The following is a 25273-nucleotide window of genomic DNA, read 5'->3' on the forward strand; positions in this document are numbered from 1 at the left end:
TCGCGGGGCGCCGCGTAGCGTCGAGGCATGTCCGACACCACGTCCTCGCTCAAGTCCACGCTCCGCGCCGACCTCACGGCCGCGATGAAGGACAAGGATCCGCTGCGGATCACCACGCTGCGCATGCTGCTTGCCGCGATCCAGACCGAGGAGGTCGCCGGCAAGCAGGCGCGCGAGCTCACCGACGAGGACGTCGTGACGGTGCTCGCGCGCGAGGCGAAGAAGCGCGGCGAGGCTGCCGAGGTGTATACCGAGAACGGTCGCGGCGAACTGGCGGCCAAGGAGCACGCCGAGGCCCGCATCATCGACGAGTACCTGCCGACGCCGCTCACCGACGCCGAGCTGGCCGACGTCGCGGATACCGCCATCGCGCAGGTCGCCGAGGAGATCGGGGAGCGGCCCGGGCCGCGGCAGATGGGTCAGGTCATGAAGGCCGCGACCGCGATCGCCGCCGGGAAGGCCGACGGCAAGCGCCTGTCCGCCGCCGTCAAGTCGCGCCTGTAGCCGAAGACCCCGTCCGGTCGTCGTGCGACCGGACGGGTGACGGTCATCGTCCCGGGATGGGTGCCGGCGCGGCCGGCACCGTCGTGTCCGGCACCTGGCTCTCGGTCGGTCGGCCGGGGGTCGCGCTCGGGCTCGGTGGCGCGGCGCGCACCGAGCCGTCGCTGACGAAGATCGTCACCGTGGACCCCGGGACGGCCGACCCCGACGGGGAGACCGAGGCGACGGTGCCGCTGCGGCCCTCCGCCTTGACCGTCGTCTCCGTCACCTGGAAGCCGGCGTCGATCAGCCGTTGGCTCGCCTGCTGACGGTTCAGACCCACGACGTTGGGCACCTGGGCATTGCCGGCGCCGCGCACGTACTTCTGGTCCGCGGGCGGCAACTCGGTGGGCCCGAACTTGTTCGCGACGGGCAGCAGTGCCGTGAACCAGGTGCGGGCCGGCTCGGTGCCGCCGAACAGATTGCCGTCGGAGCACGGGCGCACGGGTCCGCTGCAGATCTGCCCCGGCGTGGGGGAGTCGCCGTAGGTGTAGACCGCCCCGGCCAGGTTGTTCGTGAACCCGACGAACGCCGACGACATGTGCGACTCGGTCGTTCCGGTCTTCGCCGCCACCGGCAGGTTCCAGCCCACCGATCCGGCCGCACCGGACGCCGTACCACCGCCCGCGGTGTCCTTGCTCAGGGCGGTGGCGAGGGTGTCGGCCAGCCCCGGTTCGACGACCTGCTCGCACGCCTGCTGGGTGATCGGCACGGGCTTGCCGTCGCGGTCGAACACGGCGTCGATCGGCGTCGGCGGGCACCACTTACCGTGCGAGGCCAGCGTGGCGGCGACGTTCGACAGCTCCAGCGGGTTCACCCAGGTGGGGCCGAGCGTGAACGAGCCGAGGTGCTGGGCCTTCTGCATGTCGACCATGCTCTGCTCGCCGAAGCCGGACGTGTTGGGCTGCGCGTACGAGCGCAGGCCCAGCCGCACCGACATGTCGACGACCGCGTCCACACCGGTGGCCTCGATCAGCTTGACGAAGGCGGTGTTGGGGGACTGTGCGAGCGCGTCCGGCACCGACAGCTTCGCCGGGTACGGTGCGGCGTTCTCGACGCAGTAGGTGGCCGGCGGGCATCCGGGGGCACCGCCGTCGCCGAGGCCGCGGGCGTTGTAGCGGGACGGCACGTCCAGCACGGCGCTTGTGCCGAGGCCCTTCTCCATCGCCGCCGCGACGGTGAAGATCTTGAACACCGAGCCGGCGCCGTGACCGGTCAGCGAGTACGGCTGCGGCTGCACCGTCTGCGAGGCCCCGCCGTCGAGGCCGTACACGCGGCTCGACCCCATCGCCAGGACGCGGTGCGAATCCTCCCCGGGCCGGATCACGTTCATCACCGTCGCGACGTCATCGACGGTCGGGCTGGTGAACCTGTCCAGCGACGATTTGACCGAGCCCTGGATCTCGGGGTCGAGCGTGGTGCGGATCAGGTACCCGCCCTTGTCGATCTGCTCGCGCGACAACCCGGCCTCGGCCAGGTACTGCAGGGCGTACTCACAGAAGAACCCGCGGTCGCCCGCCGCGATGCAGCCGCGCGGCAGGGTCTTCGGCTCGGGCAGGACGCCGAGCGGCTGCTCCTTCGCGGCCCGGATCTCGGCGGCGCGCTCGGGGATGTTCTGGATCATCGTGTCGAGCACGACGTTGCGTCGCGCCAGCACGCCGTCCGGATTGGTGTACGGGTTCAGCGCGGAGCTGGACTGCACCATGCCGGCGAGCATCGCGGACTGGGTGACGTTCAGATCCTTCGCGTCGATGCCGAAGTACGTCTGGGCGGCGTCCTGCACGCCGAAGGACCCGTTCCCGAACGGCACGAGGTTCAGGTAGCGGGTGAGGATCTCGTCCTTGGTCAGCTCGTCGTCGAGCGTCAGCGCCATCCGGATCTCCCGGATCTTGCGCGCGGGCGTCGTCTCGATCGCCGCGCGCCGCTCGGCGTCGGTCTTGGCGACCACGTGGAGCAGGTAGTTCTTCACGTACTGCTGGTCGATCGTGGACGCGCCCTGCTCGACCTGACCGCTGGTGGTGTTGGTGAGGAAGGCGCGGATCGTGCCCTGCCAGTCCACGCCCTGGTGTTCGGCGAAGCGTTTGTCCTCGATGGAGACGATGGCGAGTTTCATCTCGTTGGAGATCTGGTCGCTCGGCACCTCGAACCGGCGCTGGTCGTAGAGCCAGGCGATGGGGGTACCCGCCGCATCGGTCATCGTGGTGACCGCCGGCACCACACCCTCGACGAGTTCGGCGGAACTGTTGTCCACCGTGTCCGCGGCGCGGTTCGACACGTAGCCGAAGCCTCCGGCCGCCGGGAACATCACACCGGCCAGCAGGACTCCGCCCAGTGCCGTGCATCCTGCGAGCTTCGCCACCGTTTTTCCGATCGACACGTCTACACAGTACGTGCCACCCCGGGGCGCAGACCCCGGCGCACGCGTTCCCGTGTGTGCGTTGCGCTGGCAAAAGCCCTCCGACGTGCAGTGATGCACGGGCGTACCAGAAAAGTGTTTCTCCGCCTTGCATCCGGGGAAGTCTTTACCTAGATTGAGTCCTCAGTGTGATGCAGATAACACCTGAATAGGAATGTGGTGCAGATCCGTCGTGCTACGCCGCCGATTCTGCGCGCCTTCCAGGACCCCGTGACACGGCGTTCGGAGAGTAAGGGGCAACTGAATGCACATGACCACCCCGATGGCCCGGCTCGACGTAGACCAAGCAGAAGCACGCATCGCATGGGTATCGAAAGCCCGATGCCGTGAAGTGGACCCCGATCAGTTGTTCGTCCGCGGCGCCGCCCAGCGCAAGGCCGCAGTCATCTGCCGGCACTGCCCGGTGATGCTGCAGTGCGGCGCCGACGCCCTCGACAACCGCGTCGAATTCGGCGTGTGGGGCGGGATGACCGAACGTCAGCGCCGGGCGCTGCTCAAGCAGCACCCCGAAGTCGACTCCTGGGCCGACTTCTTCGAAGCGCAGCGTCAGCACCAGAACGCCGTCTGACCGCGCACCCCCGAGACCCGCGAGGTTACGCCTCGCGGGTCATCTGATCCGCGACGGCGCGCAGCCCGTCGAGGTCCGAGACCTCGAACGGCAGCGACGGCACGCCGACGACCGGAACCCGCGGGTGCGCACTCGTGAACCGGGCCAGCAGCCGCAGCTCCCGCTTCGCCGTCACCGCCCGGTGGGCATGGACCCGGAGCACGGCCTCGGCCGGCGCGGTCTCCTTCCGTCCCTGCTCCTCGAGCAGATCCGCCGCGGTCAGGGCGTGGTCGGCCGGCAGCGGGCACAGCGTGGGATGCGTGCGGTTGAGGATCAGACCCGCGAGCGGCATGCGGTCCTCGGAGAGCCGCTCGACGAAGAACGACGCCTCGCGCAGCGCATCCGGTTCGGCCGCGGCCACCACCATGAAGTGGGTGCCCGGCTGCTGCAGCAACTGGTACGTGCGGTTGGCCCGCTCCCGGAACCCGCCGAACATCGAATCGAGTGACTGCACGAAAGCCGAGGCATCCGAGAGCATCTGGCTGCCGACGATCGTGGAGACCGCCTTCAGGGCCAGGCCCATCGCGCCCGTGACCAGCCGCCCGAGCCCGCGGCCCGGCGCGGTGAACAACCGGATCATCCGGCCGTCCAGGAACGCCCCGAGCCGCTGCGGTGCATCGAGGAAGTCCAGCGCGTTCCGCGACGGCGGGGTGTCGACCACGATCAGATCCCACGTGTCGCTCGCCGCGAGCTGCCCGAGCTTCTCCATCGCCATGTACTCCTGCGTGCCGGAGAACGACGAGGCCACCGTCTGGTAGAAGGGGTTGTCGAGGATCTGCTGCGCCTTCTCCGGTGCCGAGTGCTCGAGCACCATGTCGTCGAAGGTGCGGCGCATGTTCAGCATCATCGCGTGCAGCTCGCCCTTCGCGTCCGGCCCCAGCTGCACGAGTTGCGGGCTGTTGTCGAGGGCCTGCACGCCCAGCGCCTGTGCCAGCCGCCGAGCCGGATCGATCGTCAGCACCACGACGTTGCGGCCCTGCTCGGCCGCACGCAGGGCCAGCGCCGCCGCGGTCGTCGTCTTGCCGACCCCGCCCGCGCCGGTGCACACGATGATGCGCGACGAGGGGTCGGCGAGGATGGATCGGACGTCGAGCGGGGGCGCGTGGTGCGCCCGCGGCGCGGTCACCGCACGCCCTGTTCGCCGAGCTGCTCGGCGAGTTCGTACAGCCCGCCGAGATCCACGCCGTCCGCCAGCGCGGGCAGGTGCATTCGTGCCACGTTCACCTCGTCGAGTTGGGCGGCGCTGACCTGCTGCGCCTGCAGGGTGGATGCGTACTCGATCGTCTCGGTCAGCAGACCCGCGAAGTCCTCGTCGCCGAGGGCGACCCCGGCGCGGTCGAGCCCCTCGCGTACCGCCTCCGCGTCGATCCGGCCGGCGGCGGCCTCGTCGACCATCTCCTCGGGCAGGAAGTCGGGGGCGGTGCGGTTGACGATCACCGTGCCCAGCCGCAGGTCCGCCGCGAGCAGCTCGGCCACCGCGTCGGCGGTCTCCTGGACCGGCAGCGCCTCGAGCAGCGTGACCAGGTGGACCATCGTCTCGTCGGAGTGCAGCAGCCGCACCACACCCTCGCTCTGCGACCGGATCGGACCCGACTTGGCAAGGTCGGCCATCGCCTTGGTCACGTCGAGGAAGCTGCCGATGCGTCCCGTCGGCGGGGAGTCCACCACGACCACGTCGTACACGGGTTCGCCGGTGCGGTCGGTACGCACCACGGTCTCCTTGATCTTGCCGGTGAGGATCACGTCCCGCAGGCCCGGCGCCAGCGTGGTCGCGAACTCGATCGCACCGATCCGGCGCATCGCCCGTCCCGCGAACCCGAGGTTGTAGAACATGTCCAGGTACTCGAGGAAGGCCGTCTCGATGTCGATGGCGAGGGCATATACGGCGCCGCCGCTATCCGTCGTGGCGATCTTGGTCTCGACCGGCGGAAGCGGCGGCACGTCGAACAGCTGCGCGATGCCCTGCCGTCCCTCGACCTCTACGAGCAGCACCTTGCGGCCGCCCGCCGCCAGGGCCAGGGCCAGCGCCCCCGCGACGGTCGACTTACCGGTACCGCCCTTGCCCGAGACGAAGTGCAGCCGCGCCTGCGCGGCCGTCGCCGGCCAGACGTCGTGTTCAGCAGTCGTTGATGCCACGACGTCGAGCCTATAAGTCCGGTGCGCATATAGGGTCGAGACATGAGCGAATTGACAACGTGGGAGTACGCGACGGTGCCCCTGCTGACCCATGCCACGAAGCAGATCCTGGACACGTGGGGAGCCGACGGCTGGGAACTCGTGTCGGTGCTCCCGGGACCCACCGGCGAGCAGCACGTCGCCTACCTCAAGCGCCCGAAGGGCTGAGCCGCGTGGCAGCAGAGGATTCCGCGGGGCGGACCTGGACGGCGCGGCTCGCCGAACTGGGTCTGAGCCTGCCGCCGGTGGCGGCACCCGTCGCCGCCTACGTTCCCGCCGTCCGCACCGGTGACCACGTCTACACCTCGGGGCAGCTGCCGTTCGTCGACGGCACGCTCGGTCTCGTCGGCAAGGTGGGCGCCGACGTCTCGGCCGAGGCCGCCAAGTCCGCGGCGCGTATCGCCGCGCTCAACGCGCTGGCCGCGCTGGACGGCCTCGTCGGCATCGACAACCTCGTCCGCATCGTGAAGGTCGTGGGCTTCGTCGCCTCGGCGGAGGGCTTCACCGGCCAGCCGGGTGTGATCAACGGCGCGTCCGAACTCCTCGGTGAGGTGTTCGGGGAGGCGGGCGTGCACGCCCGCTCCGCCGTCGGCGTGGCCGAACTGCCGCTCGGCGCTCCCGTCGAGGTCGAGATCATCGCCGAGGTGCGCTGACGGGCGCGGGGTGAGCCGGATCTAGAGTGGGACGCACCCCACACCTTCCGACGGAGGAGGCCGGATCATGACGCTGGTTCACCCCGCGTACGCGCAGTTGCGACAGGTCACCACCAATGCCGCGGTGGTGCTGGCGGAGAACCCGTCGATGATGACGCTCGACGGCACCAACACCTGGATCCTGCGGGCGCCCGGCAGCGACGAGTGCGTCGTGGTCGATCCGGGCCCGCTCGACGAGGCGCACCTCGCGCGCGTCGCCCGGGTGCCCGTGGCGCTGACCCTGGTCAGCCACCGGCACGGCGACCACACCGACGGCGCCGGACGGTTCGCCGAACTCACCGGCAGCGCGGTGCGGGCCGTGGACGCCCGGCACCGGCACGGCGGGGGAGCGGGCCTGGCCGACGGCGAGGTGATCGAGGCGGCCGGACTGCGTATCCGGGTACTCGCCACGCCGGGTCACACGGCGGACTCGCTGTCCTTCGTCCTCGAGGACGACCGCAGCGTGCTCACCGCCGACACCATCCTCGGTCGGGGCACCACCGTCCTCGACGACTCCGACGGCGACCTCGGGGACTACCTCGGGTCGCTGCGCCGGCTGATCGACCTCGGCGCCGGCTACACCGTTCTGCCCGGGCACGGACCGGACCTGCCCGACCTGGAGACCATCGCCCGCGGCTACCTCGACCATCGGGAGGAGCGGCTCGACCAGGTGCGGGCCGCGCTGCGGGTGCTGGGGGACGACGCCACGCCGCGGTCCGTCGTCGAGCACGTGTATGCCGACGTGGACCCGTCGCTGTGGCCGGTCGCGGAGAAGTCGGTCAACGTCCAGCTCGAGTACCTGCGCAGCTTCGCCTGACCTCCCGAACGATCGAGGCCGGTGCATCGACGATGCACCGGCCTCGATTCGTGGAACGGGTGTTACCGCGCGCGGCGGGCGAGGCGCTCCGAGTCGGAGATGAGCACGCTCTTGCCCTCGAGCCGCAGCCAGCCGCGGTGGGCGAAGTCGGCGAGCGCCTTGTTCACGGTTTCGCGGGAGGCGCCGACGAGCTGTGCGATCTCCTCCTGGGTCAGGTCGTGCGTGACGCGCAGCGCGCCCGCCTCCTGGGTGCCGAACCGCTGCGCGAGCTGCAGCAGAGCCTTCGCGACGCGACCGGGCACGTCCGTGAAGATCAGGTCGGCCAGGTTGTTGTTGGTGCGGCGCAGACGGCGCGCGAGCACGCGCAACAGCTGCTCCGCGATCTCCGGGCGCTGGTCGATCCAGGCCTTGAGGGCGTCGCGGTCCATGCTCACGGCGCGGACCTCGGTCACGGTCGTGGCGGTGGAGGTACGCGGGCCCGGGTCGAAGATCGACAGCTCACCGAACATGTCGGACGGGCCCATGATGGTCAGCAGGTTCTCGCGGCCGTCCGGCGAGCGGCGGCCGAGCTTCACCTTGCCGGAGACGATGATGTACAGGCGGTCGCCCGGCTCACCCTCGTTGAAGATGACATGTCCGCGGGGGAAATCGACCGGCTGAAGCTCTTTGACCAGCGCCGCAACCGCCGAGGGTTCGACTCCTTGGAAGATGCCTGCTCTGGCCAGGACGTCGTCCACGTGCGCTCCTTTGGGGAAAATTCTCGTCGTCATGCTGCCGGGTCTGCACGACGTCCACGGGCGCCCGGACAGGCCACCTGCAACGCGTACGGAAACGAAGTCTACTGTGCGCGCACTCGGCATGAGTGATTGACACCACGACAGCTGCCGTGCCGTTCCTGCAGCAACGCCCACGCATCCTACCGATGCGTCCCGAAATCAGCTCGCGCGGCGCGCTCCCATGTCGGACTCCGCATCGTCGAGCTCCATGACGAGGACCCGCCGCCGACGGCGGTGGAACCGGGCGAGAGCGTGGGGGAATCCCTCCCTGGCCAGGGTGGCGACGTCGTCGTGGCTCGCCTTGTCGAGGAACTCCTCGACCTCCTGCTGGCGAACGGACAGACGGCTCAGCCGGGACTCGACCCGCTCCATCGCCAATGCGAACAGCATGAGCAGCACGGGGAAGAGTACGACAGCAAGAGCTTGCATACCGGGAAGTAAACACAAGAAAGGTCTCAGAAGCGACACAGCGCCGAATCCGCGACCGGCCGGGTACGTACAGTGGAGCAGGTGCATGCGACCCCGTCCGAGAGTCCCGACGTGCGCCGACGACGCGTGTCCGGAGGCGAGCGGAAACCCGAGAGCAGGCTCGCCCTGGTGCGGCGGGCCCGCCGCATGAACCGGCGGCTCGCCGAGGCGTTCCCCCACGTGTACTGCGAACTCGACTTCACCACGCCGCTCGAGCTGGCGGTCGCCACGATCCTGTCCGCGCAGTGCACCGACGTGCGGGTCAACCAGGTCACCCCGGCCCTGTTCGCCCGCTACCCGGACGCCCGCGCCTACGCGGAGGCCGACCGGGCCGAGCTCGAGGAGTACATCCGGCCCACCGGTTTCTACCGCAACAAGGCCAACTCCCTGATCGGCCTCGGACAGGCCCTGCTCGAGCGGTTCGACGGCGAGGTACCGCGCCGCCTCGAGGATCTCGTCACACTTCCCGGATTCGGCCGCAAGACCGCCAACGTGGTCCTCGGCAACGCGTTCGACATCCCCGGCATCACCGTCGACACCCACTTCCAGCGTCTCGTGCACCGCTGGAAGTGGACCGAGGAAACCGACCCCGTCAAGATCGAACACGCCGTCGGCGCGCTCGTCGACCGCAAGGAATGGACCCTGCTCTCGCACCGGGTGATCTTCCACGGCCGGCGCGTCTGCCACGCCCGCAAACCCGCCTGCGGCATCTGCGTGCTGGCCAAGGACTGCCCGTCCTACGGCATCGGACCCACCGACCCCGTGACCGCCGCCGCGCTGGTGAAGGGACCGGAGACCGAGCACCTGCTCGAACTGGCCGGACGGTGACCCGGTGCAACTGACCCGCGCAGGCCGCTGGAGCCTGGTGGCCCTCGTCGTCGTGGTGGCCCTGATCGTCGCGATCTGGCCCCGCGACGCCGACGACCCGGCGCCGGCCGCCGACGGTGGTCGCCCGACCGCGGCGCCGGTGGACCGCCGCGCCCAGGACACCCCAGAATCCCTCGCGCCGCTGCGTGCCGCGGCGGCGCTCGAGCCCTGCCCGGCCCCGGCCGGGAACGGGGCCGGGCCCCTCGCGGGGTTGCGGTTCGAGTGCCTCGGCGACGGCAGCAGCGTCGATCTGGCCGCCGCGCTCGCGGGCCGGCCCGCGCTGGTGAACCTGTGGGCCTGGTGGTGCGGGCCGTGCGCCGAGGAACTGCCCTACCTGCAGGAGTACGCGCAGCGTGCCGGTGACGCGGTTGCGGTCGTCACCGTCCACACCGACCCCAACGAGGCCAACGCCCTGTCCCGGCTCGCCGAGTACGCCGTACGGCTGCCGGGGGTGCAGGACGGGTCCGCGCGCGTGCAGGCAGCGGTGCAGTCGCCACCCGTGCTGCCGGTGACGGTGCTGATCCGGCCCGACGGTTCCGTCGCGAAGGTGCTGCCTCAACCGTTCCGCAGCGCCGACGACGTCGCCGCAGCCGTGGAGAACCACCTGGGGGTGAAGGTATGACGCCGTACTGGCTGCGCCGCGTGTCCACCGTGGCGCCGAGCGATCCGCACCAGGTCAACCCGGTGCTCGACCGCCGCGCACCGAACGGGTTCACCGTCCGTCCGGCGGCCGTGCTCGTGCTGTTCGGTGGCTCGTCCGAACCCGATCCCCTCGCGCGGGGCGGTCTGCCCGCCGACGCGGATGTCCTGCTCACCCAGCGGGCGCCGACGATGCGTCAGCACAGCGGGCAGGTCGCCTTCCCGGGTGGCGCCGCCGACCCGGAGGACGACGGCCCGATCGCGACCGCGCTGCGCGAGGCGCAGGAGGAGACGGGCCTCGACCCCGCCGGCGTCCGTCCGCTGACGGTGCTGCCCGAGATCTTCATCCCACCGTCGGGGTTCGACGTCACCCCGGTGGTCGCCTTCTGGGAGAAGCCCACCCCCATCGGGGTGGTCGATCCCCGCGAGGCCGTCCGGGTGGTGCGTGTCTCTCTGCACGACCTGCTCGATCCGGACAACCGCTTCCAGATCCGGCACGAGCGCGGCTACCAGGGACCGGCTTTCCTCGTGGACGACATGCTCGTGTGGGGGTTCACGGCGGGGATCCTGGCGGGCCTGTTCGCGGTGTCGGGCTGGGAGATCGAGTGGGACCACACCGACATCCGTGACTTCGAGGTCACGCTCGCCGAGCTCGAGACAGGGGTGGTCGAACCGTGACACCGTCCGGATGGATCGACGTGCTCATCCTGCTGGTCGTGCTCGTGGCCGCGTCGTCGGGCCTGCGGCAGGGCGCGGTGGCGTCTGCGCTGGCGTTCCTCGGCGTGGTGCTCGGCGCGGTCGCCGGCATCCTCATCGCCCCGCACGTGCTCGTGCACGTCGAGGAGGGACGGATGCGGATCCTCGCCGGGATTGCGCTCATCGTCGTGCTCGTCATCATCGGCGAGGTCGCGGGCATGGTGCTCGGCCGGGCGGCACGGAGCAACATGCACAGCCCCGTCGCGCGGGGCGTCGACAGCGTGGTCGGGGCCGGTCTGCAGGCCGTGGCGGTGCTGGTGGCGGCGTGGCTGCTCGCGATTCCGCTCACCGCGTCGTCGCAACCGGAGATCTCGGCCGCCGTACGCGGCTCCCGGGTGCTGGCCACGGTCGACGTGCTGGCCCCGGACTGGCTGCGCGGCGTCCCCAAAGAGTTCTCGGCGCTGCTCGACACCTCGGGCCTGCCGGAGGTGATCGGGCCGTTCGGCCGCACGCCCATCACCGAGGTGGAGCCGCCGGACCCGAGCGTGCTCGCCAGTCCCGTCGCGCTCGACCTGCACCCGAGTGTGCTGCGCATCAACGGCGTCGCGCCGAGCTGCCAGCGTGCGCTCGAGGGATCCGGGTTCGTCGTCGCGCCCGAACGCGTCATGACCAACGCGCACGTCGTCGCCGGCACGTCGGCGGTGTCGGTGGAGACGCTCGGTGGGGCGCTCGACGCCGAGGTCGTGCTCTTCGATCCCGCCGTCGACGTCGCGATCCTCTCGGTGCCGGGACTCGACGTGGCGCCGCTCGCGTTCGCGCCCGCGCCCGCCGATTCGGGTCAGGACGCCCTCGTCCTCGGATATCCCGGCGGGGGCCCGTACACGGCGAGCGCCGCACGGATCCGGGAGACGCTCGACCTGCAGGGGCCGGACATCTACCGCTCCGGCACCGTCGAACGGGAGGTGTACACCGTCCGCGGTTCGATCCGTCAGGGCAACTCCGGCGGGCCGCTCGTCGACGATCAGGGCCGGGTGCTCGGCGTCGTGTTCGGCGCGGCCGTGGACAACAGCGATACCGGGTTCGTGCTGACCGCGGCGGAGGTGAGCAGTCAGCTGGAGCTGGCCGACGATTCCTTCGCGGCGGTGGCGACGGGTACGTGCATCGCCTGAGCCGGGGCGTCCCTACAGTCCGGCGGCGAAGTCGAGCAGCGCGGCGGTCACGTCGTCGGCGCATTCCTGGTGGGCGTAGTGCCCGGCGTCGTCGATCATGAGCAGTTTCCGGCCCGGAGCGTGGCGGACGCACCGGCGCACGGTCGCCGGCAGCACGTACGGGTCCAGCGTGCCGTGCAGTTGCAGGACCGGCAGGGTCAGCGTCTTGTCCATTGCGGCCATGAACCGGCGTCCGTCCGGCCGCCATTGGCTGCGGAACGCCCAGCGCTGGTACTCGAGCGTGCAGTGCGCGGTGCCGGGAATCCGGATGGCCGACCGCATCCGCTCCGCGACCTCCCGGAATTCGTCCGACTGCTGCCACCGCGCGCCGGAACGGGCCTGCAGCAGTCGTTCGATCTCCCACCCGTCGTCGCGCACGAGCTTGCGTTCGGGCCGCCACGGCACCTGGTAGGCGAGGAACGTGGGCAGCAGCGCCGACCGCTGCGCGCGGTCGTGCAGCGCCGCGTCCCGCAGCGAGATCGGGTGCGGCGAGTCCACGAGGGCGATCGCCCGGACGAGCCGCGGGTGCAGCACGGCCGTCGCCCAGCACACCAGGCCTCCGTCGGCGTGTCCGATCAGCGTCGCCTCGGAGCAGCCGAGGGCGCGGATGAGGCCGGCGACGTCGCCCGACAGGGTCCAGCCGTCGTAGCCGCGCGGCGGCTTGTCGGAGTCACCGTAGCCGCGCAGGTCCACGGCGACGGCGCGGTATCCGGCGTCCGCGAAGGCGGTGAGCTGGTGGCGCCACGACCACCACAGGTCGGCGAACCCGTGCAGGAACAGCGCCAGCGGCGCGTCGGGGCCGGACGGGCCGGCCTCGACGGCGTGCAGGCGGATGCCGTTGGCGTGGATGTCGCGGTGCGTCCACGGCCCGGGGTACCGGACCGTGGACGGATCGGGGAGGGACACGGTGCCCTGCATGTGGAGGGTCAGCGCGCGTGCCGGGGGCCCGGTGCCGGCTCCGCGTCGTGCTGCTGCGGCAGGACGGTACGGGCCTGCCTGAGCGAGTCGATGGTCTTCTCCGGGGCGCGCAGCTTGCGCACCCGCAGGTAGCCGATCAGGGCGAAGATCGCCGTGACCACGACCATGATGAGGAAGACGATCAGGAACGCCAGCCAGCGGGGCGTCCAGATGTCGATCAGTTCGGCGAGGAAGAAGAAGAAGAAGAACGAGCTGAACACCAGGACCGCGAAGGCCAGGATGAAGAACAGGCTGCCCTGCAGGCCCTTCTTCACCTCCCCGGTGACCTCGGCCTTGGCGAGTTCGACCTCGGCGCGGAACAGCGTCGAGACCTGTGCCGTGGCATCGCGGACCAGGTCTCCGATGCTCGCTTCCTGAGGAGTGCGGGCGCGCACCTCGGTCAGCGGAATGGACGAGATGCTCGTCGGTACCCCGTCACCCTGCTTCCGGTTCCCGTTCGTCACGCTCAATTGTCGACCCCTCCAGTTGGTTCGTATTGACTACGGTGGGCTCGCCCACGCCGTAACAGTAGCGTCGATCCCAGCACCGAGGCGATCAGTGACGTGACGAGGACGGACGCCTTCGCGATCTCCGCGGGCGCCCCGCCGTCGATACCGGCGAGCGAGAGGTCGGCGATGAGCAGGCTCACGGTGAATCCGATGCCGCCGAGCACGGCGAGTGCCAGCAGGTCCTGCCACGCCAGCCCGGTCGGCCTGGTGGCCACGCCCACGCGGATCGCGAGCCAGGACGCGCCGAAGATGCCGACGGTCTTGCCGATCAGCAGGCCCAGCAGGACGGACAGGCCCACCGGGCTGGTGAACACGTCACCGAGGACCTCACCGTTGATGGGGACGCCGGAGGCGAACAGCGCGAACAGGGGCACACACAGGCCGGCGGACCAGGGCTGGATGTCGTGGGCGAGCCGTTCGGCCGGTGCCTGCCGCTCGCCCGGGTCGGTGCGGACGCGGGTGAGCAGGCCCAGTACGACGCCCGCGATGGTGGCGTGGATGCCGGCCTCGTGCATGCCGTACCAGGTGAGCAGCGCCAGTGGGACATACAGCCACGAGGTCGTGATCCGCTTGTGCTGGGCGTACCAGTAGGCGGCGGCGCACGCGACGGTCCCGAGCAGCCACAGTGCCGCGATGGACGTGGTGAACAGGACGGCGATCAATGCGATGCCGATGAGGTCGTCGACGACGGCGAGGCTGAGCAGGAATACGCGCGCGCCGGTGGGGATGCGGGAACCGGTAAGGGCGAGGACTCCGAGTGCGAAAGCGATGTCGGTGGCGACGGGGATCGCCCAGCCGCGGTCCATGCCCGGGCTGCCCCACCCGACCGCGGCGGCGATGAGCGCCGGGAGCAGCACGCCGCCGCACGCGGCGATGACCGGCAGCAGGGCTCTCTTACGGTCCGCCAGTTCACCGACGACCAGCTCGCGTTTGAGCTCGAGTCCGGCGACGAAGAAGAACACGGCGAGCAGGCCGTCCTGCGCCCAGGTGCCGACGGTGAGGTTCAGGTGCAGTGATTCCGGCCCGAGGGGGAAGTCGCGCAGCGCCTCGTAGGCGGGTCCGAGCGGGGAATTGACCCACAGCACGGCCACGGCGGCGGCGACCAGGAGGATCGCGCCACCGACGGTCTCGGTACGCAGGTACCGGGTGAGTTCCGAGCGCAGTGGCTGGTTCACGAAGGCCTTTCGATTCGCGAATTCGGGGTACGCGGGGAGCGCCGCCGAACGGGCGTCCCGGCGTATCCCGGCACGAATCGTAGCCGTCGCCGACCCGGACGACCGATGTCCGATTTGATTCGCTCGGGAAAGGAAGTGTTCACTTTCCTAGCAACTGGGATCGATTCCCATCATGTGATTCTCTGGAGCTGGTTTCGTGAGCACTTCCCTCGACAACACCGCCGGCCGGGACGGATCGCTGGTCGCGGGAGTACCGCGCAGCCGCATCATCGTCGCGAGCACCGTCGGCACCTCGATCGAGTTCTACGACTTCTACATCTATGCGACCGCCGCCGTGTCGGTGTTCCCGCACCTGTTCTTCCCGAAGGGCAACGGCACCACCGCCCTGCTCGCCTCGCTCGCGACGTTCGGTCTCGCGTTCGTCGCCCGGCCGGTCGGCTCGATCCTGTTCGGCCACTTCGGGGACCGCATCGGCCGCAAGGCCACCCTCGTCGGCTCGCTGCTGACGATGGGCATCGCGACGTTCCTCATCGGAATCCTGCCGACGTACCACCAGGTGGGACTGCTGGCCCCCGCACTGCTCGCACTGATGCGCTTCTGCCAGGGCCTCGGCCTCGGCGGCGAATGGAGCGGCGCGGCGCTGCTGGCCACCGAGACCGCCGAGAAGGGCAAGCGGGCCTGGGCCGCCATGTGGCCCCAGTTGGGCGCGCCGATCGGATTCTTCCTGGCCAACGGCCTGTTCCTGATCATCACGCTGTTCCTGAACCACGACAACGCCGACCCCGACCTGGGCAGCGCGTTCCTGACGTGGGGCTGGCGGATCCCGTTCCTGCTCAGCGCCGTGATGGTGATCATCGGCCTCTACGTGCGGCTCAAGCTGGAGGAGACCCCGGTGTTCGCCCAGGCCGTCGCCGAGGGCAAGAAGGTCAAGACGCCACTGGCCGAGGTGTTCAGGACGAGCTGGCGTCAGCTGATCATCGGCACGTTCGTGATGCTCGCGACGTACACCCTCTTCTACATCATGACGACCTGGGTGCTCAGCCACGGCACCGGCAAGACCCCCGCCCAGGGCGGCACCGGCGCCGGCTTCCAGTACTCGGACTTCCTGGTGCTCCAACTCGTCGCCGTGCTGTTCTTCGCGGCCGCGATCCCGGTGTCCGGTCGTCTCGCCGATCGCCACGGCCGCCGCATCACGCTGCTGGTCATCACCGGAACCATCATGGTGTTCGGCCTGACCTTCGGGATCCTGCTCGCCCCGGAGGGCATGAGCGAACCGCGCATGCTCCTGTTCCTGATCATCGGCATGATCCTCATGGGCTTCACCTTCGGCCCCATGAGCGCGGTGCTGCCCGAACTGTTCCCGACCAACGTGCGCTACACCGGTTCGGGCATCGCCTACAACGTCTCGAGCATCCTCGGCGCGGCCGTCGCCCCGTTCATCGCGACGTGGCTCGCCACCACCTACGGCGTCGGCTGGGTGGGTGTGTACCTGCTGGTGGCCGCCGCGCTGACCTTCGTCGCGCTGCTCGTGATGCACGAGACCAAGGACCGCCACCTCGAGGAGGTGTAGGGCCGCTTCGCGGCCGGTGCGTCCTTCGGGCGGCTACGACAACCCGAAGGACGCACCGGCAGCTCCGCTGCCTACTTGCCCTGGGCGCGGATCGCCTCGAAGACCTTCGGGTCGACCAGGGTGGAGGTGTCGCCGAGTTCGCGGCCCTCGGCGACGTCGCGCAGCAGGCGGCGCATGATCTTGCCGGAGCGGGTCTTGGGCAGTTCCGGCACGATCGAGATCTGCCGGGGCTTGGCGATCGGGGAGATCTCGGTGGAGACCTGGTTGCGCAGCTCGGTGATGAGCTGATCGCCGGTGTTGGTCACGCCCTCGCGCAGGATGACGAACGCGACGATGCCCTGGCCGGTGGTCTCGTCGGCGGCACCGACGACGGCGGCCTCGGCGACGGCCGGGTGCCCGACGAGCGCGGATTCGACCTCCGAGGTCGAGATCCGGTGTCCGGAGACGTTCATGACGTCGTCGACGCGGCCGAGGACCCACAGGGCCCCGTCCTCGTCGTAGCGGGCGCCGTCGCCGGCGAAGTACCAGCCCTCCTCGGCGTACCGGGACCAGTAGGTGTCCTTGTAGCGGTCCATGTCGCCCCAGATGCCGCGCAGCATCGACGGCCACGGCTGATCGAGCACCAGGTAGCCGTTGCCGCCGGCCCCCAGCGGCACGGCGTTGTCGTCGACGATCTTGGCGGAGATGCCGGGCAACGGCGCCATCGCCGAGCCCGGCTTGGTGGCGGTGATCCCCGGCAGCGGGGAGATCATGATCGCGCCGGTCTCGGTCTGCCACCAGGTGTCGACGATCGGGGCCTGGCCGGCGCCGATGACCTCCCGGAACCAGCGCCACGCCTCGGGGTTGATCGGCTCGCCGACCGAGCCCAGCAGCCGGATCGAGGACAGGTCGTGCGCGTCGGGGATGTCCCGGCCCCACTTCATGAAGGTGCGGATCAGGGTCGGGGCGGTGTAGTAGATGCTCACCCCGTACTTTTCGATGATCTCGAAGTGCCGGTGCTCGTTCGGCGAGTTCGGGGTGCCCTCGTAGACGACCTGGGTCGCGCCGTTGCTCAGCGGCCCGTACACGATGTAGCTGTGCCCGGTGACCCAGCCGATGTCGGCGGTGCACCAGTACACGTCGCGGCCGGGCTTGTGGTCGAACACGTAGTGGTGGGTGTAGGAGGCCTGCGTCAGGTAGCCCCCGGAGGTGTGGATGATGCCCTTGGGCTTACCGGTGGTGCCCGAGGTGTAGAGGATGAACAGCGGGTGCTCGGCGTCGAACGGCTGCGCCTCGTGCTCGGCGGAGGCCTTGTCGACCGTCTCGTGCCACCACAGATCGCGTCCCTCGGTCCAGTCGACGTCGATGCCGGTGCGCTTGACCACCAGCACGTGCTGCACCGACGCCGCATCGGCGACAGCTTCGTCGGCGGCCGGCTTGAGCGGGGCGGCCTGACCGCGGCGCCACTGCCCGTCGACGGTGACGACGAGTTTGGCCTGCGCGTCGTCGATGCGCGAGCGCAGCGCGTGCGAGGAGAACCCGGCGAAGACCACCGAGTGGGTCAGGCCGAGGCGGGCGCAAGCCAGCATCGCCACGATCGCCTCGGGGATCATCGGCATGTAGATCGCGACCCGGTCGCCGGCGACCAGGCCCAGGTCGGTGAAGGTGTTCGCCGCCTTGCACACCTCGGCGAGCAGATCGTTGTAGGTCAGCGCGCGCGAATCGCCGGGCTCGCCCTCGAAGTGGATGGCGACGCGGTCGCCGTTGCCGGCGAGGACATGCCGGTCGACGCAGTTGTAGGCGACGTTGAGCTGCCCGCCGACGAACCACTTCGCCACCGGCGCGTCGGACCAGTCCAGCACCTCGGACCACTCGGTGGCCCAGTCCAGCCGCTGCGCCTGCGTCGCCCAGAATCCGAGCCGGTCGGCGTCTGCGGCGGCCTGCAACTCGGGACCGGCGTTGGCGGTGGCGACGAACTCGGGGCTCGGTGGGTACACCTGCTGTTCGTGGTCCTGCGCTGCGCTCGTCATGGTTGCGGGGCCTCTTTCCGGTCGGTCCAAACAGTTCGGGCACCTGTGAGGGTAGTCACCTGTGACCGACATCGCACCGTTGCATCCGGCTGCAACCTGGTCACTTTCGACGATCGGTCGGTCCCGCGCGACGGGCGGTCGGCCTCCGCGGCCAGTGGAACCGCGGGCGCGGGTGGTCGGCAACGGCCGGTACCGTCGGATGCCGTGACCGACCCCTTGCAGCCCCTGCTCGACCTGCCCGGAGTGCGCGATGCCGCGGACCGGGCGCGCGATGCCCTCGCCGAGGTGCACCGGCACAGGACCAACCGGCGCGGCTGGCCGAACACCGCCGCCGAGGCGTCGGTTCGGGCGGCCCGGGCCTCCGCCGCGCTCGACGGCGGATCGATGGAGCTGCCGCCGCCGGGGGAGGCGGGTGATCCGATCCTGGCCGGTGCGCTGCGGGTGGCGCAGGCGCTCGACGGCGACGGCCTGGCCGTCATGGTGTCCACCTGGCAGCGCGCGCCCCTGCAGGCCCTTGCGCGCCTGCACCTGCTCGCGGCGGCCGACCTCGTCGACGAGTCGGAGGCGCTGGGCCGGCCTCGCACGGAACCGGGCGTGGGGGAGCGGCTCGACGCGCTCGCCCAGTTGGTGACCGGAGGCACCCGGGCGCCGGCGCCGGTGCTGGCCGCGGTGGTGCACGGTGAGCTGGCGGTGCTGCGCCCGTTCGGTGTCGCCGACGGCGTGATCGCCCGGGCGGCGTCCCGCCTCGTGTCGGTCGCGAGCGGGCTGGACGTGCACAATCTCGGTGTTCCCGAGGTGAGCTGGATGCGTCGCGCCCAGGCCTACCGCGACGGGCTCGCGGGCTTCGAGTCGGGCACCGCGGAGGGCGTCGGGGGTTGGATCGTCTTCTGCTGCGGCGGGCTGGAAGCGGGCGCGCGCGAGGCGACATCGATCGCGGACGCCTTCGCCGGAGGATGATCCGGAGCGTGAATCGTCAAGCGTGTCACCGATTTTCATGCAGGTGACCACATGTAAGCGGGCGACGTCGCCGAATGACTTCGGTGGCGTCGCCCGCCGGCACGGACTGCCGAGTTACCAAGCGTGCTGCATGGGTTGTGTGTCACTGGCCTCGGCGAGGGTTCGGATATCGCTGGTTCGTCCTCGCAACGGGTGCGGGGTGTTCGCCTTCGAAGACCCGAATCTCGCAAGCCCACAACACTTTTGCCCTTATAGTGGCATCGGCTCCGCGTGGGTGCTCGGTGTCCGTGCTGGGAATTCCGGTCGGGAGATCGAACCTTCTCTTCCGATTCGCTCTTGGCCTTCCGTCCTTCCGTAACTCCTTTCTACTCCCGGTCTCCGAGGGGGGCAAGTCCCATTTTCGGGACCGTCACCCGCGCGCCGCGAACCCCGGCCGGTGCCGCCGGCGCAGCGCGAGGTACGTCGCCGCGCCCGCCGCCACCGCGCCCGCCGTGATCGCGGCCGTCGCGGCGACGGCGGCCGGCGGCGTCGCGGTGAGACGATGCAGGAGCGGCACAGGACGCGTGAAAGTAAGTATCGGCCAACCATTTTCGAGGGATTCTCGACGCAGCACCCGATCCGGGTTCACCGCGCGCGGATGGCCCACGGCCCGCAGCATCGGAATGTCCGTCGACGAGTCGGAGTACGCGTAGCAACGTGCGAGATCGTAACCGTACTGCAGCGCCAGTGCCTGTATCGCCTCCGCCTTGGCCTCGCCGTAGCAGTAGAACTCCAGCTCTCCGGCGTAGCGGCCCTCCTCGATCCGCATCCGGCTGGCGGTGCTGTGCGTCGCCCCCAGTGCCGCCGCGATGGGAGTGACCACCTCCTCCCCGGACGCGGACACGATGATCACGTCGTGCCCGCGGAGCTTGTGGTCCGCGATGAGATCGGCGGCCTCGGCGAAGACCAGAGGATCCACGATATCGTGCAGCGTCTCGGCGACGATCGACTTGATCTGCTCGACATCCCAGCCCGTGCACATCGCCGCGATGTGGGCCCGCATGCGCTCCACCTGATCGTGGTCGGCCCCGGACAGCATGAACAGGAACTGGGCATAGCTGCTCTTCAGCACCGCCCGCCGGTTGAGGAGTCCCTGGGCGAAGAACGGCTTGCTGAAGGCGAGTGCGCTGGACTTCGCGATGACGGTCTTGTCGAGGTCGAAGAAGGCGGCGATTCGGCCGGACTGGGTCGGGGCCACGGTCGCGTCGGTCACGGCACCACAATAGGTGTGACTGCTCCTTCCCGGTACGCCCTGCGCTCCGGCCGGTCGTCCGGCCCCTCCACCTGCGCAAAACCCGCGACGGTCGAACCTGCACACTGCGTGAAATGCGCGACGGTTGAACTTGCAAATATCGGGTCGGGGCGTAGTATCGACGACACCTGGACATAGTCCAGGGGGTGTTCAGCCCGACCCCCCGGGGCTGAACATGACGACCCTCGCCTCCTCCCCCCCTGGCGAGGGTCGTCCTCTGTTCCGGGACCTTTCGGAGCCCGGCGCGTTCATCCACAGGCAGCGCGTTCATCCACAGATTCGCCGGTTCCCCCGGCAGCTGCTTCCGGGGCGCCCGGCCACCGCGCAAGCTGGGCGCCATGACCGATGTCCTGGCCCTCGTCGACGATCCCGCGCTGATGGCGAGCCTGCGTCGCGTGGCGGCCGCCTCCGACCGCACGGTCGGTGAGACGGTGACGACACCGTCGCGCAGAACCTGGCTCGACGCCGGACTCGTCGTGATCGACCGCACCGCGGCCCTGGCATGCGCGCAGCAGCTCCCCCGGCGGGGCGGAATCGTCCTGGTCACCGCCGGCGGCGCCGACCTCCCCGATTGGCAGGCGGCCACCGCGGTCGGCGCCGAACACGTGGTGGGGCTGCCCGACGACGAGGTCGAACTGCTCACCGTGCTCGGCACGGCCGCCGAGCCCGACGCGGGCGGCGGCCACGTCGTCGCTGTCCTCGGCGGCTGCGGCGGCGCCGGCGCGTCCACGTTCGCAGCCGCCCTGGCATGGACGGTCGCCGCCTTCCGGCGCAGTGCGGGAGCCCTCCTCGTCGACGGCGACCCCCTGGGCGGGGGACTGGACGTCCTCACCGGAATCGAGGACCGGCCGGGTGTCCGCTGGCCCGGTCTCACCGTCGATCGTGGCCGTCTCTCCGCCCGGACCCTGCGCGATGCGGTGCCCGAATGGCTGCCGGGACTCGGCGTGCTGTCCGCAGATCGCGAGTCCGCCGCAGAGCCGGCGCCCGCCGCGGTCACCGCCGTGCTCGACACCGTCCGCCGCTCCGGCGACCTGGTGGTGTGCGACGTGCCCCGCAGCCGCGGGCCCGCCGCCGAGGCGATGGTGGCCGCCGCCGACCTGACCGTGCTGGTGGTGCCCGCCCGCGTCCGCGCCGCCCTCGCCGCGGGGCGGGTCGCCGGCTGGGTCGCCGAACAGAACACCAATCAGGGCATCGTCGTGCGCGGCCCGGCCCCCGGCGGGTTGCGCGGCCGGGACGTTGCCGACGTGGTGGGGCTGCCGCTGATCACCACGATGCGCGCGCAGCCCGGGCTCGCCGCGGCGCTCGAACGCGGCGGACTGCGGCTCGGACGGCGCTCTCCACTCGTCCACGCCGCCGAGTCCGTTCTCGACGTGCTGACCGGACCCGAACCGGGCTCGCGGTGGGCGGCATGAGCGCCGTCCTCACGGCCGAGCTGCTCGACCGGGTCCGCGAACGGCTCGCGACCGAGGCCGGCGAACCCACGCCGGACCGCGTCGCCGCCGCGCTGCGTGCGGAGTCCGGCGGGGTTCTCGGCGACTTCGACCTGCTCACGGCCCTGCGGCACCTGCAGACCGAGCTCTCCGGCGCCGGCCCGCTCGAAGCGCTGCTCGCCGAGCCCGGCGTCACCGACGTCCTCGTCACCGCCCCGGACCGGGTCTGGGTCGACCGCGGCGCCGGGCTGCGGCTCGCTCCCGTCGCCTTCCCCGACGAGGCGTCGGTGCGGCGACTCGCCCAGCGCCTCGCGCTGTTCGCCGGACGGCGCCTCGACGACGCGCAGCCGTGGGTCGACGGCCGGCTGCCCGGGCACGGCGATTTCGGGGTGCGCCTGCACGCCGTCCTCGCACCCGTCGCGCAGGGCGGCACCTGCCTGTCGCTGCGCGTGCTGCGGCCCGCCACCCAGGGGCTCGACGCGCTGCGTGATCGCGGCGCCGTCGATCCGCACGCCTATCGGCTGCTGCGACGGATCGTCGCCGCCCGGCTCGCCTTCCTCGTCGTCGGGGGCACCGGGGCAGGCAAGACCACCCTGCTCGCGGCACTGCTCGGCACGGTGGACCCGGGCGAGCGGATCGTGTGCGTCGAGGACGCCGCCGAGCTCGCTCCCGCCCATCCCCACGTCGTGCGGCTCGTCGCCCGGGCCGCCAACGTCGAAGGCGTCGGTGAGGTCGCGGTGCGCGACCTCGTGCGGCAGGCGCTGCGGATGCGGCCCGACCGCATCGTCGTCGGCGAGGTGCGCGGCGCCGAGGTCGTCGATCTTCTGACGGCACTGAACACCGGTCACGACGGCGGCGCGGGCACGGTGCACGCCAACTCGCCGGACGAGGTGCCGGCGCGGCTCGAAGCGCTCGCCGCACTCGGCGGCCTGGACCGGGCCGCCCTGCACAGCCAGCTCGTCGCGGCGGTGCAGGTGGTTCTGCACGTGCACCGCACCCCCGACGGGACCCGCCGGCTGACGGAGATCGGTGTCGTGCAGCGGGACACCGTGTCGGGTGTCGTCGTCGCGCCCGCGTGGACCCACGAGCGCGGCACGGAGGCCGGCATGGACCGACTCGAAGAGCTCTTCCGCCGACGGGAACCGCGGTGACCGCGGCGGCCCTGTGCCTGGCCGCGGCCGTGCTGGTGGCGCCGGGTGCGGTCGCCACGCCGCGGCTGCGGGCACTGCGCACGACGGTCGCCGCCGGACGGTCGTGGCGGCCGCCGCAGGAGGTGACGGTCGGGCTGTGCGTCCTCCCGGCGCTGCTGCTCGGCGTCGCGCCCGCCGTCGCGGCGGCGGTCGTCGCCGGCACCGCCGTGCGACGGCTGCGGCGACGGCGCCGGGACCGCGCACTCGACGCCGAGCAGCGGACCCTGCTCGCCGGGCTCGAAACCGTTGTCGCCGAGCTCGAGGTGGGCACCCATCCGGCCGAGGCGTGCGCGACGGCGGCGCGGGAGACGACCGGGCCGACTGCCGACGCCTTCCGCGTCGCGGCGGCGCGGGTCCGGCTCGGCGGCAGCGCGGCCGACGGCCTGCGCGCCGCGGCCCGCGCGCCGGGACAGTCGGGGCTCGCCGCGTCGCTCGAGCGGCTCGCCGCGGCCTGGGAGGTGTCGGACCGGCACGGGCTGGCGCTGGCGCAACTCCTCACGGCCGCGCGCTCGGATCTGTCCGGCCGCATGCGGCTGCGCTCGCGCACCGAGGCGGGACTGGCGGGGGCCCGCGCGACGGCGACGGTGCTCGCGGCCCTTCCGGCGCTCGGTGTGGCGCTGGGGCAGATGATGGGGGCCGCGCCGGTGACGGTGCTGCTCGGCGACGGTCTCGGTGGTGTGTTGCTGGTGGTGGGCACCGTGCTGGCGTGCGCCGGGCTGCTGTGGACCGATCGGATCGCGACGCGGGTGGCATCGTGACGGCGTCGCTGGTGTGCCTTGCCGTGGCGCTCGTGATCCTGCCGGACCTGCAGGCGCGACGGTTGCAGGCCCTCGCCGCCGGGGCTGCGACGTCCGGCGGAGCGGCCGACTCCGGCGGTGCGCCGGACGACCCCCATGCCGTGCCCGCCGCGTTCGACCTGATGGCCGCCTGCCTGCGTGCCGGCCTGCCGACGGCGACGGCGGCCCGGGCGGTCGCCGACTCGGCGCCGCCGGCCCTCGCACGGGCCCTGCGTCGGGGCGCGGACCGGCTCGAGCTCGGGGCCGCCCCGACGGACGCGTGGAGCGGTCTCGGGGCCGCGACCTCGGACGGCTCCGGCGCCGAGACGGAGGCGCTGGAGGCCTTCGCCCGCGCGGCGCGGCGATCGGCGCGGTCCGGTGCCCCGCTGTCGGGCATCGTCGCCGAGGTGGCGGAGCGGCAGCGCGAACAGGCGGAGGACCGGGCGGCTGCGGCCGTCGAGCGTGCCGGGGTCCTGGTCAGCGGCCCGCTCGGGCTGTGTTTCCTGCCGGCGTTCGTATGCCTGGGCATCGTGCCCGTCGTGATCGGGCTCGCGGGACGCGTGCTCGGCGACGGGCTGTTGTGAGACGTCGGCGCGGACGGTCCGCGCCGAAGGAGGGGAGGAACCATGGTAGGCAACGTGATTCGGGCGGCGGCGCAGCGGCTGAGCGGTGCCGTCGCGGCGGAGGACGGCATGTCCACCGCGGAGTACGCGATCGGCACGATCGCCGCGGCGGCGTTCGGTGCCGTGCTGTACACGGTGGTCACCGGCGACAACATCGTCACCGCGCTCACCGGCATCGTCGAGCGCGCGCTGAACACGGCGGTGTGAGCGGGGACGACGGCGGGGTGACCGTCGAGGCGGCGATCGCCCTCACCACGCTGGTGAGTGTTCTCGTGCTGTGTCTCGGTGCGGTGCTGTGTGTTTCGAATCAGCTCCGGTGTCAAGACGCGGCGCGGGAGGCCGCCCGGCTCGCGGCTCGCGGCGACGGGGTGCGAGCGGTGGAGGTGGCGGCGCGGGTCGCTCCGGAGGGCGCACGGATCTCCGTGCGCCCCGACGGTGACCTCGTCGTGGCGACGGTGACGGCGGACGGTCCGCTGCTGCCGATGGTGACGCTCACGGCGGAGGCGGTATCCGTGCTTGAACCGGAAGTGGCGCAGTGACATTCGGGGACGACCGGGGTAGTGCGAGCGTGCTGGGGTGTTTCGTCGCGGTCGCGCTGATCGTGGTCACCGGGCTGCTCGTGCAGACGGGTGCGGGGGTCGCGACGCGGCACCGGGCACAGGCGGCGGCCGACCTGGCGGCCCTGGCGGTGGCCGGTGCGCTCGATCGCGGATCGGACACCGCATGCTCGGAGGCGGACCGGATCGCGGCGCGGATGCGGGTGCAGGTGCGCTCGTGCACCGTCGACGGCTGGGACGCCGTCGTCGAGGTCGGGGCCGAGGTGTCGCTGCCGGCTGGGCGGCAGGCCCGGGCGATCGCGCGGGCGGGGCCGGCCGGGTGAGACGC

General features: G+C 71.2%; 28 protein-coding genes. 18 read left to right on the forward strand and 10 right to left on the reverse strand.

Features of this window, described 5'->3' with window-relative positions:
- Positions 1-27: 27 nt before the first annotated feature.
- On the forward strand, positions 28-504 hold the full coding sequence (locus KZJ41_RS03190) for a GatB/YqeY domain-containing protein (RefSeq protein WP_006945572.1): 477 nt from the start codon (positions 28-30) through the stop codon (positions 502-504).
- Positions 505-547: 43 nt separating this feature from the next.
- Here KZJ41_RS03190 and KZJ41_RS03195 read toward each other — a convergent pair whose 3' ends face one another.
- Positions 548-2899, reverse strand: a complete 2352-nt coding sequence (locus tag KZJ41_RS03195; RefSeq protein WP_029547209.1) for a penicillin-binding protein — start codon at positions 2897-2899, stop codon at positions 548-550.
- A 301-nt stretch (positions 2900-3200) separates the two neighbouring features.
- On the opposite strand from KZJ41_RS03195, the gene KZJ41_RS03200 reads away from it, so the two are divergent.
- On the forward strand, positions 3201-3524 hold the full coding sequence (locus KZJ41_RS03200) for a WhiB family transcriptional regulator (RefSeq protein ID WP_026137870.1): 324 nt from the start codon (positions 3201-3203) through the stop codon (positions 3522-3524).
- A 25-nt stretch (positions 3525-3549) separates the two neighbouring features.
- On the opposite strand, the gene KZJ41_RS03205 is transcribed toward KZJ41_RS03200, so the two are convergent.
- Together KZJ41_RS03205 and KZJ41_RS03210 are read right to left on the reverse strand one after the other, a co-directional pair.
- Complete coding sequence (locus KZJ41_RS03205; RefSeq protein ID WP_006945569.1) at positions 3550-4689, reverse strand: ArsA family ATPase; 1140 nt, start codon at positions 4687-4689, stop codon at positions 3550-3552.
- Positions 4686-5699: an ArsA-related P-loop ATPase gene (locus KZJ41_RS03210; protein ID WP_006945568.1), complete on the reverse strand. Its 1014-nt coding sequence runs from the start codon at positions 5697-5699 to the stop codon at positions 4686-4688. The genes KZJ41_RS03205 and KZJ41_RS03210 overlap by 4 nt, the downstream gene beginning before the upstream one ends.
- A gap of 42 nt (positions 5700-5741) precedes the next feature.
- On the opposite strand from KZJ41_RS03210, the gene KZJ41_RS03215 reads away from it, so the two are divergent.
- The 3 genes from KZJ41_RS03215 to KZJ41_RS03225 all read left to right on the forward strand — a co-directional run bounded on the left by KZJ41_RS03215 (position 5742) and on the right by KZJ41_RS03225 (position 7247).
- A complete protein-coding gene (locus KZJ41_RS03215; RefSeq protein ID WP_006945567.1) occupies positions 5742-5906 on the forward strand; it encodes a DUF4177 domain-containing protein in 165 nt (54 codons plus the stop codon).
- Between the two features lie 5 nt (positions 5907-5911).
- Positions 5912-6391, forward strand: coding sequence for a RidA family protein (locus KZJ41_RS03220; RefSeq protein ID WP_006945565.1), 480 nt, complete (start codon positions 5912-5914; stop codon positions 6389-6391).
- Between the two features lie 67 nt (positions 6392-6458).
- Positions 6459-7247: an MBL fold metallo-hydrolase gene (locus tag KZJ41_RS03225; RefSeq protein WP_102800627.1), complete on the forward strand. Its 789-nt coding sequence runs from the start codon at positions 6459-6461 to the stop codon at positions 7245-7247.
- A gap of 62 nt (positions 7248-7309) precedes the next feature.
- On the opposite strand, the gene KZJ41_RS03230 is transcribed toward KZJ41_RS03225, so the two are convergent.
- Together KZJ41_RS03230 and KZJ41_RS03235 are read right to left on the reverse strand one after the other, a co-directional pair.
- Positions 7310-7984: a Crp/Fnr family transcriptional regulator gene (locus KZJ41_RS03230; protein WP_003935274.1), complete on the reverse strand. Its 675-nt coding sequence runs from the start codon at positions 7982-7984 to the stop codon at positions 7310-7312.
- A gap of 198 nt (positions 7985-8182) precedes the next feature.
- A complete protein-coding gene (locus KZJ41_RS03235; RefSeq protein WP_029547213.1) occupies positions 8183-8452 on the reverse strand; it encodes a hypothetical protein in 270 nt (89 codons plus the stop codon).
- Between the two features lie 72 nt (positions 8453-8524).
- Here KZJ41_RS03235 and nth point away from each other — a divergent pair, with 72 nt between their 5' ends.
- From nth to KZJ41_RS03255, 4 genes are read left to right on the forward strand one after another with little or no spacing between them, the layout of a single operon-like run.
- A complete protein-coding gene (nth, locus tag KZJ41_RS03240; RefSeq protein ID WP_037201375.1) occupies positions 8525-9319 on the forward strand; it encodes an endonuclease III in 795 nt (264 codons plus the stop codon).
- 37 nt (positions 9320-9356) lie between these two features.
- On the forward strand, positions 9357-9980 hold the full coding sequence (locus KZJ41_RS03245) for a TlpA disulfide reductase family protein (RefSeq protein WP_006945557.1): 624 nt from the start codon (positions 9357-9359) through the stop codon (positions 9978-9980).
- A complete protein-coding gene (locus KZJ41_RS03250) occupies positions 9977-10675 on the forward strand; it encodes a CoA pyrophosphatase (RefSeq protein WP_006945556.1) in 699 nt (232 codons plus the stop codon). The genes KZJ41_RS03245 and KZJ41_RS03250 overlap by 4 nt, the downstream gene beginning before the upstream one ends.
- Positions 10672-11862: a MarP family serine protease gene (locus KZJ41_RS03255; protein ID WP_006945555.1), complete on the forward strand. Its 1191-nt coding sequence runs from the start codon at positions 10672-10674 to the stop codon at positions 11860-11862. The genes KZJ41_RS03250 and KZJ41_RS03255 overlap by 4 nt, the downstream gene beginning before the upstream one ends.
- A gap of 12 nt (positions 11863-11874) precedes the next feature.
- Here KZJ41_RS03255 and KZJ41_RS03260 read toward each other — a convergent pair whose 3' ends face one another.
- From KZJ41_RS03260 to nhaA, 3 genes are read right to left on the reverse strand one after another with little or no spacing between them, the layout of a single operon-like run.
- Positions 11875-12819, reverse strand: a complete 945-nt coding sequence (locus KZJ41_RS03260; protein ID WP_006945554.1) for an alpha/beta fold hydrolase — start codon at positions 12817-12819, stop codon at positions 11875-11877.
- A gap of 8 nt (positions 12820-12827) precedes the next feature.
- A complete protein-coding gene (locus KZJ41_RS03265; protein WP_006945547.1) occupies positions 12828-13328 on the reverse strand; it encodes a phage holin family protein in 501 nt (166 codons plus the stop codon).
- A complete protein-coding gene (gene nhaA / locus KZJ41_RS03270; RefSeq protein ID WP_029547217.1) occupies positions 13325-14542 on the reverse strand; it encodes a Na+/H+ antiporter NhaA in 1218 nt (405 codons plus the stop codon). The genes KZJ41_RS03265 and nhaA overlap by 4 nt, the downstream gene beginning before the upstream one ends.
- Positions 14543-14738: 196 nt before the next feature.
- Between nhaA and KZJ41_RS03275 the strand changes: the two genes are divergently transcribed.
- Positions 14739-16112, forward strand: a complete 1374-nt coding sequence (locus KZJ41_RS03275; protein WP_006945544.1) for an MFS transporter — start codon at positions 14739-14741, stop codon at positions 16110-16112.
- Positions 16113-16183: 71 nt separating this feature from the next.
- Here KZJ41_RS03275 and acs read toward each other — a convergent pair whose 3' ends face one another.
- Complete coding sequence (acs, locus tag KZJ41_RS03280; RefSeq protein ID WP_029547218.1) at positions 16184-18121, reverse strand: acetate--CoA ligase; 1938 nt, start codon at positions 18119-18121, stop codon at positions 16184-16186.
- 204 nt (positions 18122-18325) lie between these two features.
- Between acs and KZJ41_RS03285 the strand changes: the two genes are divergently transcribed.
- Complete coding sequence (locus KZJ41_RS03285) at positions 18326-19078, forward strand: hypothetical protein (protein WP_029547219.1); 753 nt, start codon at positions 18326-18328, stop codon at positions 19076-19078.
- A 409-nt stretch (positions 19079-19487) separates the two neighbouring features.
- On the opposite strand, the gene KZJ41_RS03290 is transcribed toward KZJ41_RS03285, so the two are convergent.
- Entirely contained in the window at positions 19488-20330 is an 843-nt protein-coding gene (locus tag KZJ41_RS03290) for an HAD-IB family hydrolase (protein ID WP_006941337.1), read from the reverse strand.
- Between the two features lie 377 nt (positions 20331-20707).
- Here KZJ41_RS03290 and ssd point away from each other — a divergent pair, with 377 nt between their 5' ends.
- From ssd to KZJ41_RS03325, 7 genes are read left to right on the forward strand one after another with little or no spacing between them, the layout of a single operon-like run.
- Complete coding sequence (gene ssd / locus KZJ41_RS03295; protein ID WP_006941338.1) at positions 20708-21781, forward strand: septum site-determining protein Ssd; 1074 nt, start codon at positions 20708-20710, stop codon at positions 21779-21781.
- On the forward strand, positions 21778-22950 hold the full coding sequence (locus KZJ41_RS03300; RefSeq protein WP_050036261.1) for a TadA family conjugal transfer-associated ATPase: 1173 nt from the start codon (positions 21778-21780) through the stop codon (positions 22948-22950). Before ssd ends, KZJ41_RS03300 begins: the two co-directional genes overlap by 4 nt.
- Positions 22947-23747: a type II secretion system F family protein gene (locus KZJ41_RS03305; RefSeq protein ID WP_006941346.1), complete on the forward strand. Its 801-nt coding sequence runs from the start codon at positions 22947-22949 to the stop codon at positions 23745-23747. Before KZJ41_RS03300 ends, KZJ41_RS03305 begins: the two co-directional genes overlap by 4 nt.
- Positions 23711-24349 carry a type II secretion system F family protein gene (locus KZJ41_RS03310; RefSeq protein ID WP_029547221.1) on the forward strand — a complete coding sequence of 213 codons (639 nt, stop codon included), beginning with the start codon at positions 23711-23713 and terminating at the stop codon, positions 24347-24349. The genes KZJ41_RS03305 and KZJ41_RS03310 overlap by 37 nt, the downstream gene beginning before the upstream one ends.
- A 42-nt stretch (positions 24350-24391) precedes the next feature.
- Positions 24392-24595, forward strand: a complete 204-nt coding sequence (locus KZJ41_RS03315) for a DUF4244 domain-containing protein (RefSeq protein WP_006941350.1) — start codon at positions 24392-24394, stop codon at positions 24593-24595.
- A 17-nt stretch (positions 24596-24612) separates the two neighbouring features.
- Complete coding sequence (locus KZJ41_RS03320) at positions 24613-24927, forward strand: TadE family type IV pilus minor pilin (RefSeq protein WP_006941351.1); 315 nt, start codon at positions 24613-24615, stop codon at positions 24925-24927.
- The gene (locus KZJ41_RS03325) at positions 24924-25268 is read left to right on the forward strand and encodes an Rv3654c family TadE-like protein (protein ID WP_044476208.1); all 345 of its coding nucleotides are present in this window, start codon (positions 24924-24926) and stop codon (positions 25266-25268) included. The genes KZJ41_RS03320 and KZJ41_RS03325 overlap by 4 nt, the downstream gene beginning before the upstream one ends.
- Positions 25269-25273 lie beyond the last annotated feature (5 nt).

Origin of the sequence: Rhodococcus sp. 11-3 (assembly GCF_023704055.1) — a bacterium.
GTDB lineage: Bacteria > Actinomycetota > Actinomycetes > Mycobacteriales > Mycobacteriaceae > Rhodococcus > Rhodococcus aetherivorans.

Bases quoted from the DNA above. Each gene is read 5' to 3' on its own strand.
- KZJ41_RS03190 (WP_006945572.1), top strand. From the start codon at position 28: ATGTCCGACACCACGTCCTCGCTCAAGTCCACGCTCCGCGCCGACCTC.
- KZJ41_RS03200 (WP_026137870.1), top strand. From the start codon at position 3,201: ATGCACATGACCACCCCGATGGCCCGGCTCGACGTAGACCAAGCAGAA.
- KZJ41_RS03215 (WP_006945567.1), top strand. From the start codon at position 5,742: ATGAGCGAATTGACAACGTGGGAGTACGCGACGGTGCCCCTGCTGACC.
- KZJ41_RS03225 (WP_102800627.1), top strand. From the start codon at position 6,459: ATGACGCTGGTTCACCCCGCGTACGCGCAGTTGCGACAGGTCACCACC.
- KZJ41_RS03235 (WP_029547213.1), bottom strand. From the start codon at position 8,452: ATGCAAGCTCTTGCTGTCGTACTCTTCCCCGTGCTGCTCATGCTGTTC.
- KZJ41_RS03250 (WP_006945556.1), top strand. From the start codon at position 9,977: ATGACGCCGTACTGGCTGCGCCGCGTGTCCACCGTGGCGCCGAGCGAT.
- KZJ41_RS03260 (WP_006945554.1), bottom strand. From the start codon at position 12,819: ATGCAGGGCACCGTGTCCCTCCCCGATCCGTCCACGGTCCGGTACCCC.
- acs (WP_029547218.1), bottom strand. From the start codon at position 18,121: ATGACGAGCGCAGCGCAGGACCACGAACAGCAGGTGTACCCACCGAGC.
- ssd (WP_006941338.1), top strand. From the start codon at position 20,708: ATGACCGATGTCCTGGCCCTCGTCGACGATCCCGCGCTGATGGCGAGC.
- KZJ41_RS03300 (WP_050036261.1), top strand. From the start codon at position 21,778: ATGAGCGCCGTCCTCACGGCCGAGCTGCTCGACCGGGTCCGCGAACGG.
- KZJ41_RS03315 (WP_006941350.1), top strand. From the start codon at position 24,392: ATGGTAGGCAACGTGATTCGGGCGGCGGCGCAGCGGCTGAGCGGTGCC.